The organism is Mastigocoleus testarum BC008 (assembly GCF_001456025.1).
Classification (GTDB): Bacteria; Cyanobacteriota; Cyanobacteriia; order Cyanobacteriales; family Nostocaceae; genus Mastigocoleus; species Mastigocoleus testarum.
Window position 1 is genome coordinate 76637 of sequence record NZ_LMTZ01000105.1, and the last position, 15233, is coordinate 91869.

Consider the following 15233-nt stretch of genomic DNA (forward strand, 5'->3'; position numbering starts at 1 on the left):
AAGAGGAGCAGCATGACTAACAAAATCTTAGGAAAATCAATTAAACGACGCGAAGACCCAGAATTTCTTCGGGGAGAAGCTAAGTTTACAGCTGATATCAGGCTGCCTGATATGCTGCACATGGCAATTTTGCACAGCGAGTACGCTCATGCACTAATCAAAGGCATTGATACTAGTGCAGCTGAGCAGATGTCTGGAGTTGTACGGGTAATTACTGGGGCTGATACCAGTTCAATTATGCCCCTACCCTGCATCATGAATCCTGCAGGTGCTGAAGCTCACTTTCCTCCTCATCCCTATGGGCTTCCCGGAGCTCAAACTGTCCTAGCCACAGATAGAGTTCGCTATGTTGGAGAATTTGTAGCAGTTGTCGTGGCTGAAAGTCGTCAGCAAGCCTATGATGCTTTATCAGGAATTAGGGTAAACTACGAACCTTTGCCAGTAGTGCTCAATGCAGAGGAAGCTCTGAAACCAGACGCACCCCAACTCCATGATACAGTTCCCGGTAATCTCAACCAATATGTCAGTCATGGGGACAAGGAGGAAACTCTTGCAGCTATTGCTAATGCTGAAGTAATTGTCAAGCAAAGAATTCGCAACCCACGGGTGATTCATAATGCTATAGAAACCCGCGCTTCTATTGGTGATTACAACTCTGAAACTGAAGAATACACCTTGTGGACAAACACTCAAATTCCTCACGGCAACCGTTTTCTGCTTTCTCAGTTGGTAATGGGTATTCCCTACAACAAGCTGCGTGTAATCTCTCCCCATATCGGCGGTGCTTTTGGCTCCAAAGGTTATCTTTACCCAGATACAGCTATTGTACTTTTCTTGGCTAAGGAGTTGGGTCGTCCTATCAAGTGGGTTGATACTCGCCGAGGTTTAGCTCGTTCTACAGTGCATGCTCGCGATCAAATCCAATATGTAACTATAGCTGGAACAAAGGATGGGAAAATTACAGCTCTTCATTGTACGAACTACGCGAATTTAGGAGCTTACCCCGCAACTAACGGCCCCGGTGCTCCTGCGATTCTCACAGGTTGTAGTATTACAGGAGCTTACGCTATTGAGCATCCTTTCTATGAAGTCCACTGTATCTTCACAAACTCAGTCCCTACTGGTCCTATTCGGGGTGCGGGTCGTTCAGAAGCCATCTTCTTGGTTGAGCGCATGGTTGACCTTTTTGCCCTTGAAGTTGATATGGATCCATCTGAGGTGCGGCGTAAGAATATGGTTGCTTCTGACCAATTTCCTTACGAAAATGGTTTAGGCTTCACTTATGACTCTGGTAATTATGAACTAGCGCTTGACAAAGCTCTGGAGATAATTGATTACAGCAACATACAGCAGCCAAAAGCAGAGGCTAAAACGCGAGGTAAACGCCTAGGAATTGGGGTTGCTTCTTATGTGACGATTGGAGGAGTTGGTCCCTCTCCAATCATGGCTAGGGATATAGGTCTAAATGGGAGTACTTGGGGAAGTGCCCACCTCCGAGTTCACCCAACAGGTGATATCACTCTGATAACTGGGGCACAACCCCACGGTCAGGGTCACGTAACGACCTTGTCTCAAATTATCGCTGAAGAATTTGGTGTTGACTTAGAGCAGATAGAGGTATTACACTCTGACACTAAAGGTGCTGTATACGCTCAAGGAAGCTATGGTTCCCGCTCTTTTAGCGTAGAAGGAGCGGCAGTTTACAAAGCCACTCAAAAAATAAATGAGAAAGCGCGTAAATTAGCAGCTCACATTTTTAAAGTCGAAGAAGAAAAGATTATAGTGGATAAAGGTAAATTCTATATCGAAGATGCACCAAATCAATTTAAAACTATAAAGGATATTGCCCTAGCACTTTGGTACGCTTGGGATTTACCTCCTGGAATGGATCCAGGGTTAGAAGTTGTGACCTTCTTTGACCCACCAGCTTTTAATTTTCCTTTCGGTACTCACATTGCCTTAGTAGAAATTGACGAAAAAACTGGCGAGATTGAGGTAGTTCGTTATGTGGCGGTAGATGATTTTGGTAATGTGGGAAATCCAATGATAGTGGATGGTCAAACACAAGGCAATATTTGTCTTGGAATTAGTACCGCTTTGTTTGAAGAAGCTGTTTTTGATGATAGTGGACATATTCTGACGGACGAATTTACAACATATGCGATCGCTAAAGCTTCAAAGTTCCCCAATTTTGAACTTACTCGAACTGTTACCCCCACTCCTCATAACCCCCTTGGAGCTAAAGGTGCAGGTGATGTAAGTAATCCAGTAGTAGCCCCAGCAATTGTTAATGCTATTTGTAACGCCCTCTCCGATTTAGGAGTCAGTCACATTGAGATGCCCGTAACGCCGGAAAAAGTTTGGCGACTCATGCGCCAAAACTCTTCTAACTGATGATGAACAAACCATAATAGATAATGCCACATGATTCCAGTTAAATTTGACTACATTGCTCCAGAGAGTCTAGAAGCTGCGGTGAAACTGCTAGAAGAGAATGAGGGATCTCAGGTTCTTGCTGGTGGTCACAGCTTACTGATGGAAATGAAACTAGGTCAAGTTTTTCCTTCCCTCTTAGTGGACCTGGGTAAAATTAAAGGATTACAGGGTGTTAGATTTTCTCATGAAATGGATGGTATTGTACAAATAGGTGCGATGACTAGCTATTCTGAGGTTGCTACCGCCCTCAAAGATAAGGAAAACTATGAAGCTATTGTCGAGGCAGCTATTAGTATTGGCGATCCTCAGATCCGCAACTGGGTTAAAATTGGTGATACCTTCGCCTATCGGGATCTAGCCTGTGACCTGCTAGCTGTTGCCTTAGCACTTGAAGCAACATTCAATATTATTGATCCGAGTGGGATTCGTGCAGTTTCTGCAGATGAATTTATTTCAGGCTATTCTGACAATACCCTAAAATCAAGTGAAATTATTGTTTCAATTGATTTTCCACACCATGGAATCGGGACTGGTAGTGCTTATGAAGCATTTAAACACCCAGCTACCAAATATAGTATTTGCGGTCTTGCGGTTTTAGTTAGGCTATCTTCTAATGGTATTGTTGATAAATGTCGTGTAGTTGTTACTGGAGCTAGGGAAAATACTAGCCGATTGCTTCAGGTTGAGACAGCATTGGAGGGTAAAGCACCTACGCAAGAAAACATTGAAGCTGCATCCAAATTTGCCTCAAAAAGTTTGAATAAAACAAAAGAAGGTCGTAAAGAGTTGAGTAATATTTCTAACTTCTATACCTCAACAGAGTACCGTAATTATATTAGTAGTGTACTTACGGCTCGAGCCCTTACCCGTGCCACCGAACGGATCGACTTGGCGCTTAAGGATGATCCCTCATGAACAGTGTAGATTATCTCCGAATCAGCTTAATCGACCGCTGTAATTTTCGGTGTCAGTACTGTATGCCGGAAGGAGCAGAGCTAGAACACATTCTACGACAACAATTGTTGACTGATCGAGAACTACTTACTCTTATTCAAGAGGTTTTTATTCCAATTGGATTTACTCGTTTTCGTTTGACTGGGGGTGAACCCTTACTCCGTCCTGGTGTGGTCAAATTAGTACAGGCAATAGCATCCTTTCCCCAAATACAAGACCTTTCAATGACCACCAATGGGTTTTTACTAGCTGCAATGGCACAAGACCTCTACAATGCTGGACTGCGGCGAATTAATATTAGCTTTGACTCTCTTAATCCAAAGACCTTCGATCTGATGACTGGCAATCGTGGTCGTTCTCGTTGGCAACAAGTTTGGGAAAGCATTCAAGTAGCTCATCAAGTGGGATTTGACCCCCTAAAGCTAAATGTAGTCGTAATTCCAGGTGTTAACGATCGCGAAGTTTTGGATTTAGCAGCCTTAACCTTAACTCGGCGATGGCACGTGCGGTTTATTGAATTCATGCCGATTGGTAATGCTCAATTATTTAGTAACAGAGGTTGGACGCCTTCAGGTGAACTGCGTCAGTCTATCCGTTCTTCCTGGGGTTTGATTAAATCGCAAGTCTATGGTGCAGGACCTGCTGATGTTTTCCAAATACCTGGAGCAAAAGGAACAGTGGGATTTATTAGTCAAATGTCCGAGTGTTTTTGCGATCGCTGTAATCGGATGCGCTTATCGGCAGATGGTTGGTTACGTCCTTGTCTTCTCAATGAAAGTAATCAAATCGATCTGAAAACATCTCTCCGCCTTGGTGCTTCACCAGCCGAATTACGGGAACAAGTACGTCAATTGTTGACACTGAAGCCAGAGATTAATTTTCAGCAAAAGGAATCGGGAACAAGCAGTAGGTATACACGTACAATGTCTCAAATTGGTGGTTAGAAAAAATATTTGGCGTTATGGGTCTACTACTTGCTACAGCATTTTCTGTATTGAGTTTGCCTATCCCCAATCCTTAAGATTTGCGATCGCTAGATTGATTTGATCTTGCCACAAAGTAATCACAGAAATCTCTTGGGATAAAGAATTCCCAGACTAGTACAATAATAACCGCAATTGCAACATATGTAGTATAATGAGAATTGGTATCATTGGCTCAGGTAAAGTAGGTAGTACACTAGGGAAACTTTGGGCACAAGCAGGACATGAGGTTATGTTCAGCTTTTCACGAAAACCAGAACGACTTAAAATTTTAGCGCAGCAAATAGGTTCAAATGCACAAAATGGAACTCCAGCAGAGGCGGCTTCCTTTGGAGAAGCTGTGTTGTTCGCTCCCAACTTCTGCTTGATAAAAGAAGCCATTGCCCAAGCAGGTTCACTTGCAGATAAGATAGTCATTGACACGACTAACCCTTATCGTTGGGGTTCTGATAGTATTGTTCGTATGGTTGATGAAAATATCTCTGGAGCAGAAGAAATTCTCAAGTTGATACCAAAGGCAGATTTGGTCAAAGCATATAGTAGTTTTCAACCTAGTGCTTTACTTCGTTTGGCTGAGCATTCTCTCGATCAACGTTTAGCGGTAGCGATTGCAAGCGACTATGATGATGCAAAAAAAATCGTTTCAAGTTTAGTAGAAGATAGTGGAGGTCGTCCCTTCGATCTTGGCCCATTACAAAATGCACGCTTGATGGAGATTCCCGGACCTTTTTCATATGCAGATGATATGATACTGGATGATGCACTTGAGCGCCGATTCCAGATTCTTGGTTACTAGTTCTAACTTGGGCGTGCCTCTTTGTAGAAAGATAAATTTAATTTTGGTATAAAGCCTAAAGTTAAAATAGAAAGAAGATTGTAGGCTTTCAGTCATCTCAAATAAGGCTCACCCAAACTTCAAAGATGGAAGCATATCTTTTCTACTGCTTTTGGAAAAATTTCAAGCAAAATGAACAATATACAAACAATCCTAAAAGCATTTGAGGAAAGTCAAAAAAATGGTGAAACGACATTCCTAGCAACAGTAGTCAAAACTAAAAAATCTACTTATCGTCAACCAGGCGCTCGTATGCTGATGACTAATACAGGTAAAATTGTAGGAATTGTTAGCGGCGGTTGTCTTGAAAATGATATCTTTGAATATACTAGACAACGAATGGACTCATGTAAGCCAGTTGTTGTAACTTATGACACTACTGGTCCCGAAGATTTGATTTGGGGATTTGGACTAGGATGCAATGGAGTAGTACAAGTACTTATCGAGCAGCTTGGTATAGATAGCTTCAACAACCCGATCAAGTTTGTGCAAGATTGTTTTTGCAACAATCAACAAGGTGTTATGGCCACCGTTTTTAGTGTTGAAGGCAGGGTAAACGTTACTGTTGGCAAACGCCTAATGTTGAGTTCAGATGGCATTGTAACAAGTGATATAAAAGACTCAGATTTAAATCTAGCTGTTTTTACAGATGTTCAAGATACCTTAGGTAATGAATCTTCCTATGTAAAAACCTACTTATTGCCATCGGGTCGCACAGAGGTTTTTATCGAACTTATTCAACCACCAACACCACTTGTTATTTTTGGTGCAGGTCGTGATGCTTTGCCTGTAGTAGAGTTTGCTAAAGCACTAGGCTGGCATGTTACTGTAGTTGATTGCCGAGCTTTAGAAGAAACATTTGAGAGATTTTCAATAGCTGACAAAGTTGTTCTAACTCGTCGAGAGATTGTCCACGAACACGTTTCTATAGACCCTCGTACCGTGGCAGTTGTAATGACACATAATTACAATGACGATTTAGAACTCCTAAAAATGTTAATGCCTTCTTCTGTACGCTATCTAGGTTTGTTGGGACCAAGACATCGAACTCTCGCATTGCTACAGGATTTACGTACAGAGAAAGTTATTTATACTGAAGCACAACTACAACGATTACATGGTCCTGTTGGCATTGATATTGCTGCAGATACACCAGAAGAAATTGCAATTGCTATCATTGCTGAGATACAAGCAGTTCTGGGAAACCGTTCAGGTGGTTTTTTGAGAAATCGCGTCGAGCCAATTCATAGAAGACTCGACGAAGAAGATACCCAAATATATTCTACTAGTACCATGGGGTGATGATATGTTAAGGAATTTGACCAACATGTCTTTAAGGTTAAGCTGACGCGTATTTAAATTGAATAATTCAGTATATGTAATGTTTTTACAGCCTGAGTTTGTATCTCAAACTAAATATCTAATATCATGTCCGGTAGAATACTCGTCATAAGGTTTGTAGTTGTGCTGTGTTCTGACGGACACGCAATATCAACGGGAAGCTAGAGCCTGTGCGGCGTCGGTGGAGGGAACCTCTAGCAGCACTAATAGCGCTAAAGCGCAACTACAAACAAAGATTTTTTCACAAATAATTAAGCGGACATGACACAGCAAATAAAGTATAATTTTTTATGCTTTACTATGATTTTTTATACTGATTAAAAATTGAGGTGGATGTAAATATCTGCAAAAAATTAATGTTTCAATAATCTAACTTCTTGATTCGCATTCTCTATTAGACATCTCCAAATTTGATAGTTCTATATGTCTGCATTATATTTTTGAATCTTGGTTTTATCAGAGCTTTATTTCTAAAGAATCTACCTAGTTTTCCAATTCTATTTAACATCTTCGCCAATTTACAAAAGTGATATGATGAATATCCCCCAAATAGCTAGTATTTTTTATCTCAATATGTTATTTTTATATTCTACAGGTTGCATGAGTATTTTTCTCTAACATTTGAGATATTCTGAATAATAAATCCCTATCCCGAAATATTATCCATTGTCGTGGGAATTAAGAACTATTAAAGTTAAGTGGCATAACTCCTCTTCTAAAAAACATTTGTGTTTCTTGCGAGAGAGGGACAGAATAAATGGGCTTTAATACTCTAAACACCTCTAAAAATGACTTTACAAATTTTTTCTCAAGTTGCATTGACTTGCCAGGATCCAATTACTACGGAAAAATTTTACGCTCAACACTTTGGTTTTAAACGTGCTAGAGTTGCAAAACTTCCGGATGGCGATCAAATTGTTTTCATCAAAATGGGTGATAATGCATTCTACCTTGAACTTTTTCAGGCGAAGGAAAAAATGCCTGTACCCCCTCCCATTAATGATGGACCCCAGTATCCCTCAGTACGTCATCTAGCATTCAAAGTGGATGATGTGGATACAAAGCTTGCAGAGATGGGGGAAGATGCCAAAATTACCTTAGGACCCCTTAACTTTGACGATTATATTCCTGGATGGCGTACTGTCTGGATAGCTGATCCAGACGGTAGAATTGTTGAAATCAGTCAAGGATTTCTCGATCAGGATAATCCACCGACTTTGGAAGCATCTTAAGCAAGTTGTTATAGAAACTATAGAAAATTCAAGTCATGAGGCATTAGGTATAACAAATCAGTTTTCTTACCGATGCCTTATTTATTATAGAGTCCTGTATTTTTCAGATTAGAGTTGCTGTGGCAACGATTGAATTTGTTGATAAATATTGTGTCTAATAAAGCATCAAAGAAATTATACTTAGACATTCAAGATTTCATTGAGGAAAAAAATAGGCAAGAGGAAATTATTAATATAACTGAATAATAAATATATAAATTATTTTACTTACCTAACTATATAAAAGAATTTTCAGAGATAATAAGTTTTATGTTAATTTCCGTTCTTTTATTTAAACTTTGACTTAAGATTTTTCAAAATCAAATTTATCTTTTGCCGTTAGTGAGTGCGTAATGCTTTTGGTGCAAATATCTACGAAAAATTAATGTTTCAATAACTTAATTTCTTGATTAGTATTCTCTATTCAGCAACGCCTATCTTTTTATACTAATTATATTGATAAATTGGACGTGAGGAGCTATGCTAGACACCTCGTATTCCGAATTCTTATTATTCCCTAAGCCTAAAGTGATGATATTGAGATATTAATATTGCAGATGATTATTAAAATAAATTATACGAAAATAAATTACACAAACTTACTTCCAAACATCAACCCTTACAATTGATATTAGTATTTAATATGCTTTTTTGTATGAGGCACTTCATCTAATTGTTATATCGATTAGCTCATACTCATTGTTGCTTAACTGGTTAAAATTTATTTTAGAAACACCTTCGTAAGCTTTTGAACATCATTCATTGAGATATGAGACTGCTTTAAGCTCTATAATTATAGAAAATTAAAATGATTTCAACAACACCTCAAACCAAATCATTTGCAACTATTTACCAAGTAGAAGCAGGGCGCACCCATCCTTTAGGGGCGACACCAAACAAAGACGGAGTAAACTTCTCACTGTTTTCAGAGAATGCTACGTCAGTGGATCTATTGTTATTTAATAAGTATGACGATCCAGAACCGATACAAATTATCCAATTAGATCCAAAAATCAATAAAAGTTTTCATATATGGCATGTCTATGTCAGAGGTTTAAAACATGGTGCAGCCTATGCTTATCGAGTTGGTGGTCCTCAGGAACTACATGAACGAGGAGACCGTTTTAACAAAAACAAGGTACTGATAGATCCCTACGCACATAGTATTAGTGATGCTCTTTGGAATCGTATTGATGCAATAGGAAAGCAAGATAATCTTGCAACTTCTATGCGGAGTGTAGTAGTCGATCTATCAGATTATGACTGGGAAGGTGACGAACCACTCAGACGATCAATTAGCTCGTCTATAATTTACGAAGTACATATTCGCGGATTTACGATATCACCAACTTCTTCTTGTAAATATCCTGGTACTTTCACGGGAGTTACTGAGAAGATTCCTTATTTGCAAGAGTTGGGGGTAACAGCTGTTGAACTCTTACCGGTGTTTGATTTTGATAATAAGGATATCATTCGAACCGTTGATGGGAAACCGCTGAAAAACTACTGGGGATACGATCCACACAGTTTTTTTGCTCCAGAAGCTTCTTATTGTTATGCTCCAGAGCAGAAAAGCCCGATCAGAGAGTTTCGGGATATGGTCAAGGCTTTACATAAGGCTGGAATTGAAGTGATACTTGATGTCGTCTTCAATCATACAAGTGAAGGTAATCATAATGGTCCGATAATTAACTTCAAAGGTATTGATAACAGTATTTATTATCACCTCGTACCTTCTGACCAACAGTATTACATGGATTATTCTGGATGTGGTAATACCTTTAATTGCAACCATCCAATGGTGGATAAATTAATTGTAGAATGCCTGGAGTTTTGGGTCAAAGAAATGCATGTAGATGGCTTTCGATTTGATGAAGGCTCAATTCTTGCCCGAGACCAAAACGGAGTTCCAATGAAGAACCCACCAGTAATTTGGCATATTGAAACATCTGAAACTTTAGCAGACACTAAATTAATTGCTGAGGCTTGGGATGCTGGTGGACTATATCATGTAGGTAGTTATCCAGGATATCGTTGTGCGGAGTGGAACGGACTCTTCCGAGACCATATTCGGCGTTTTGTAAAAGGAGAAGCAGGACTCGTTGGAGCAGTAGCCTCAAGACTTGCTGGTAGTGCTGATATCTACGAAAAACAAGGTCGTTTACCTCTTAATAGCGTTAATTTTGTGACCTGTCATGATGGATTTACTCTATATGATTTAGTTGCATACAATTACAAACACAATGAAGCAAATGGTGAAGGTAATCGGGATGGTATTGATGATAATTTAAGCTGGAATTGCGGAGTAGAAGGTGAAACCGATAACCCAGAAATACAAGCCTTACGAAAGAAACAAATTAAAAATTTTGCAACGATTCTCTTACTTTCTCAGGGCATACCAATGATTTTGGCTGGGGATGAAGTTGGGCGTACCCAAAAAGGTAATAACAATGCTTACTGCCAAGATAATGAGATTAGTTGGTTTGATTGGAGCCTTTTGAAGAAGAACGCAGATATATTCAGGTTCTTCAAAATGATGATTGCCTTTCGCAAACGCTACGGTGGCTTATGTCGTCGTGGATTTTTTAATGGCGAAATCAATGAGCGAGGTCTAGCAGATATTTCTTGGCATGGTTCCAAATTATTTAGTCCTGGCTGGGACGATCCGAATGGGCTAGTTCTTGCCTATACTCTTGGGGGTTTCGATGGCGAGGCTGATATTCACGTAATGCTTAATATGTATTGGGAGAGCCTCGAATTTGAGATTCCACAAATTGAAGGTAGAAATTGGTACAAAGTTATAGACACATCTGAAATTTCTCCTAAAGACATTTTGGAGCCATGTACAGAAGTTTTAATTGCTAAACAAAATCACTTGGTGAGAGACCGCAGCATAGTTGTGCTCATTTCTCAATAAGTTTACAGATTAAATTGTCTTTTTTGTGGGTCTTGTTGTGGAAAATTTAATGAACAAAGTTGATTTTTCGTTTTCAGACTTGATCGCGGGATATGTCACTTCTTTTAGCCCTCAAAAGGGGGATTTTGGCATTTTCACTTTAAAAACCTCTGATGATAGGGAATTTGAGATTTTATTAACCTCAAAAACCTATGCCAACATGATAAGGAACTTAGGAGACCCTTATCTTGACTGTACTAGTTATATTGATTCAATGCTTATCCCAGGTAGGTATCTTTTTGTACAGGGGGTTTTCTATTCGGAACTAAATCAGTATACATTTGAAGCAAAACATATTATCTTTGTAGGTCGGACAAAGAGCGAGTATCTGTTTGAAAAATCAGACTGGTGGGTTAAGCAGGTACAACAGTTAGCCAATTTTTACTTCAAATCCCAATTTGAGGATGGAAAGATTGATTATCACAAATATCGCACGAATTTGAGCTTGTCTGGTTTCAAAGAAGGATTAAACCGTCAGGAAACTGATACTATTTCCCGCTTGATTTACGGTTTTGCTACTGCTTACATGATGACAGGAGAAGACCGTTATATTGAAGCTGCTGAAAAAGGAAGTGAGTATCTGCGCGAACACATGCGCTTTCTAGATGAGAGTGAAGGAATTTGCTATTGGTATCATGCAATTGACATTAAACCAGATGGTAGCGAGCATAAAATATTTGCCTCAGAATTTGGAGATGATTATGATGCGATTCCAGCATATGAGCAGATTTATGCATTGGCTGGTCTCACCCAGACTTATCGGATAACAGGCGACCCCCTAATTATGAATGATATTGAGTTAACACTCAATTTATTTAACCGTTATTTCAAAGACGAAAACCAGGGGGGATTTTTTTCGCACATTGACCCGATTACCCTCAGTCCTCATTCTGATAATTTGGGTCATAATCGTGCTAGAAAAAACTGGAATTCTGTAGGGGACCATGCCCCAGCTTATTTGATCAATCTCTGGCTAGCAACAGAGAAAGAAGAATATGCCAATTTACTTGAGTACACTTTTGACACAATTGAAGAACATTTTCCGGATTACGATCATAGTCCTTTTGTTCAGGAACGCTTTCATGAGGATTGGAGTCACGACACTACTTGGGGATGGCAACAAAACCGCGCTGTTGTAGGTCACAACCTCAAAATAGCCTGGAATATGATGCGGATGTATCATCTCAAACCGAAAGAAAAGTATGTTGAATTAGCTCAAAAGATTGCAACAATAATGCCTGGAGTTGGTAGCGATCAACAACGTGGAGGGTGGTATGACGTATTAGAGCGTATTCTAGAACCAGAACAGGAGGTACATCACTTTGTGTGGCATGACCGAAAGGCTTGGTGGCAACAAGAACAACCTATCTTAGCTTATCTTATTTTAACCGGCTCTTTAGATAATCCTGAGTATCGCCGACTGAGCCGTGAAGCAACAGCTTTCTATAACGCCTGGTTTCTGGATCACGACGAAGGGGGGATTTATTTTAATGTTTTAGCTAATGGACTTCCTTTCCTCTTAGGGAGGACAGAGCGCGGTAAGGGTAGTCATTCTATGAGCGGCTATCATTCATTTGAATTAGGTTATTTGGCTACAGTTTATACAAAACTGTTGATTAATAAAGAGCCGATGGATTTATATTTTAAGCCTAAGCCAAAAGGCTTTAAAGATAATATCCTACGAGTCGCACCAGATATTCTCCCACCTGGTAGTGTGCGAATTAGCGAGGTATGGATTGATGAAGAACTACATTTTGATTTTGATGCAGATAATCTGACGATTAAACTGCCATCTACTCAACACGAAATGAAGGTTAGAGTTAGAGTTTTACCCACTCAGGTATATTTTAATGCCACTTTGCTAGATGTAATTGAAGGTACTGCCAAGATATCCTTAAGTGGTTTATTAGATGCAAATGCATTGGAATTGCTTCAGGAAGAACTAAGAAAAGCAACAGTACAACCTATCAAACGCCTCATTTTATTACTAGATGAGCTGAAATGTATATCCAGTGCTGGTTTGCGTGCACTCATTTTCACGAAACAAAAGCTGGATCCCAATATGGAAATTTATGTAGTTGGGGCGAGCGAACAGATCAAGCATTTTCTCAAGATGAGTGCATTCTGTGAGGGTATTACCCTGTTGGACAAGTACAACACTGTTGAAATGATAAAAGTATAGCTGGTGTGGGTACAAGTTTTTTGTTCCCTCAAATATATCAAGGTTATATTTATTTAACCCTTTTTTGTTATATTTGGTAAATCATAGCTGTAAGTTTTTCAAGACTTGAATTTTAAATTTTTAGGGTTGGAATTTAATTATTGTTAGAAAATAAAACCCCAAATATTTATTAAATAAAGCTTCCAGCTTTTCAATTTTATCTTTGTTTTCCGATAGTGACAAAAGAGGGTTAATTCACATTAGGCGTTTCCTACCTTTTGTAACACCGAACAGGACAAGCAAGCATATTGAGACTTGCAATTGTAGCGACACTACACTAATATTGCTTGTAATTATATACTAGGCAGATTTCAAAGGAGGGATGGTAATTGTGGTCATACAACCCATGTGGAATCACAATTCCTTGAGCCAGAGACTTCCAATCACGATCAAATACCTGAATTTCTTCTGTGGCGTACATTCGTCTATACCGATATAACTGTCCAATTAATTCTTTTTCTTGGCATCCATGCTCAAAATCGGATTACCTGCTTCGTGGTAAGTAATTTTCAGGTTCTCAATGTTTTCAAACTGTTGATTGCGTTGCGGATGTTTACCTGTTGCTAAGCGTTTTTGTGCTTTGCGTTTGCCATAGTTGTACTTCACCAACAGTTGATCTACTACTGTGAGACTTACTAGTATAACCTTTTTTACTTGAAGCTAGTGTTCTTAGTATATTTGCAGTAGCAAATGTACCTTGTGGGTCGGTGAAGTTTATCGCTTCGGCAGTTGGGCAAGGCATGGTCGCTGTTCAGTTTATTCGTAAGTATCTTAGTCAGGTATAATTATGATTCACTTAAGTATAATTGACTTGCAAGCTTTACGTCTTGCACCACTTTTTGCGCGCTTTACAGATGAGCAAATGTGTTGGCTGGCAGAAAATAGCAGTGAATTACATCTGCAGCCTGGTAAAAAATTTGTGACACAAGGAGATCCAGCCAATTATTTTTACGTACTTCTAGAAGGTGAGCTTTGGCTTACAAAAGATGTCGGTGGTCAGGAAATTTATGTCAATACTTATGAAGCAGGGACAATTTTTGGTGAGATGTCTCTATTGATAGATAAGCCTTATATCGCTAATGGACGTGCTGTAAAAGAAAGTCATGTTTTGCAATTAGGAAAAGAGGTTTTCTGGGACATGCTCACACACTGTCCTTCGATAACTCGTGGCCTTTTATCCACAATGGCGGGGCGCTTACAGCTCTTAGAGTCAATGTCACAACAGCATGAAAAGTTTATTGCACTTGGTACTTTAGCTGCTGGAATTGCCCATGAATTGAATAATCCCGCCGCCGCAACTCTTAGAGCAGCAGAACAATTACAAGAACCGCTACAGATACTATCATTATTTGCACCTCAGTTCTGTCAACAGTCAATGACTAGAGAGCAAATCATATCGATTTCTAACTTGCAAAATCACTTGGAAAAGCACGTAGCAAAACCGGTAAAGCTAGATTCACTAGCTCAGAGTGACCTAGAAGAGGAGGTTACAGCCTGGTTAGAGATGCACGATGTGATTGATGGATGGAAAATAGCCCCAACTTTAGTACAGGCTGGACTAGATATTAAATGGTTAGACAATTTTGCGCAACATTTAGTTACGGGTTCCTTAACCGATATGTTGACTTGGATTGACGCTAAACTTACAGGAATTTATTTGTTGAACGAAATCAAGTTGAGCACATCACGTATTTCAGATCTGGTTAGGGCTATCAAGGACTACTCTTACATGGATCAGGGTCCACTACAAAATATAGATGTCCATGAGGGAATCGAAAGTACGCTGATAATCCTGAATTATAAGCTCAAAAAGAATATGGTTGTTAGCCGCGAGTATGATAATAGCTTACCTCGCATTTATGTGTATGGTAGTCAACTAAATCAAGTCTGGACTAACCTGATTGATAATGCAATCGACGCAATCAAGGAGCCTGGACATATTTGTATACGTACATTACGGGAAAATGACTATGTTTTAGTGGAAATCATTGATAATGGACCTGGAATACCACCTGAGATTCAATCACGTATTTTCGAGCCATTTTTCACGACTAAAGGTGTGGGAGAGGGTACTGGTTTAGGTTTACACATTGCTTATCGCATTGTTGTCGCAAATCATCAAGGCGACATCAGAGTTCTTTCTCAACCTGGAAGTACCTGTTTTCAGATTCGGTTACCCATTGAACAATCACGGTAACTTTTTAAGCTGCGAATAATGCGATATAAAAATAACCAA

Annotated in this window: 10 protein-coding genes; 9 read left to right on the forward strand and 1 reads right to left on the reverse strand. The window is 39.4% G+C overall.

The features are described 5' to 3' along the window. The first annotated feature begins 12 nt into the window (after positions 1-12). The 8 genes from BC008_RS25015 (at position 13) to BC008_RS25050 (ending at position 12958) form a co-directional block, all read left to right on the forward strand. Positions 13-2394 carry a xanthine dehydrogenase family protein molybdopterin-binding subunit gene (locus BC008_RS25015; RefSeq protein ID WP_027843525.1) on the forward strand — a complete coding sequence of 794 codons (2382 nt, stop codon included), beginning with the start codon at positions 13-15 and terminating at the stop codon, positions 2392-2394. Positions 2395-2424: 30 nt separating this feature from the next. Next, positions 2425-3351 (forward strand): FAD binding domain-containing protein, encoded by a 927-nt coding sequence (locus tag BC008_RS25020; protein ID WP_027843526.1) that lies wholly within the window; start codon positions 2425-2427, stop codon positions 3349-3351. After that, positions 3348-4334 carry a GTP 3',8-cyclase MoaA gene (gene moaA / locus BC008_RS25025; RefSeq protein ID WP_027843527.1) on the forward strand — a complete coding sequence of 329 codons (987 nt, stop codon included), beginning with the start codon at positions 3348-3350 and terminating at the stop codon, positions 4332-4334. The genes BC008_RS25020 and moaA overlap by 4 nt, the downstream gene beginning before the upstream one ends. Positions 4335-4527: 193 nt before the next feature. Next, positions 4528-5169 carry an NADPH-dependent F420 reductase gene (locus tag BC008_RS25030; RefSeq protein WP_027843528.1) on the forward strand — a complete coding sequence of 214 codons (642 nt, stop codon included), beginning with the start codon at positions 4528-4530 and terminating at the stop codon, positions 5167-5169. Between the two features lie 171 nt (positions 5170-5340). Then, positions 5341-6510 (forward strand): XdhC family protein, encoded by a 1170-nt coding sequence (locus BC008_RS25035; protein ID WP_027843529.1) that lies wholly within the window; start codon positions 5341-5343, stop codon positions 6508-6510. An 827-nt stretch (positions 6511-7337) separates the two neighbouring features. After that, on the forward strand, positions 7338-7781 hold the full coding sequence (locus BC008_RS25040; RefSeq protein ID WP_027843530.1) for a VOC family protein: 444 nt from the start codon (positions 7338-7340) through the stop codon (positions 7779-7781). An 847-nt stretch (positions 7782-8628) separates the two neighbouring features. Continuing rightward, positions 8629-10737: a glycogen debranching protein GlgX gene (glgX, locus tag BC008_RS25045; protein ID WP_027844031.1), complete on the forward strand. Its 2109-nt coding sequence runs from the start codon at positions 8629-8631 to the stop codon at positions 10735-10737. A 49-nt stretch (positions 10738-10786) separates the two neighbouring features. After that, positions 10787-12958: an AGE family epimerase/isomerase gene (locus tag BC008_RS25050; RefSeq protein WP_027844032.1), complete on the forward strand. Its 2172-nt coding sequence runs from the start codon at positions 10787-10789 to the stop codon at positions 12956-12958. Positions 12959-13444: 486 nt separating this feature from the next. Here BC008_RS25050 and BC008_RS46735 read toward each other — a convergent pair whose 3' ends face one another. Beyond that, positions 13445-13639 carry an ISAzo13-like element transposase-related protein gene (locus BC008_RS46735; protein WP_082650623.1) on the reverse strand — a complete coding sequence of 65 codons (195 nt, stop codon included), beginning with the start codon at positions 13637-13639 and terminating at the stop codon, positions 13445-13447. A gap of 145 nt (positions 13640-13784) precedes the next feature. Here BC008_RS46735 and BC008_RS25055 point away from each other — a divergent pair, with 145 nt between their 5' ends. Continuing rightward, positions 13785-15194 carry an ATP-binding protein gene (locus tag BC008_RS25055; protein ID WP_036265923.1) on the forward strand — a complete coding sequence of 470 codons (1410 nt, stop codon included), beginning with the start codon at positions 13785-13787 and terminating at the stop codon, positions 15192-15194. Positions 15195-15233: the final 39 nt, after the last annotated feature.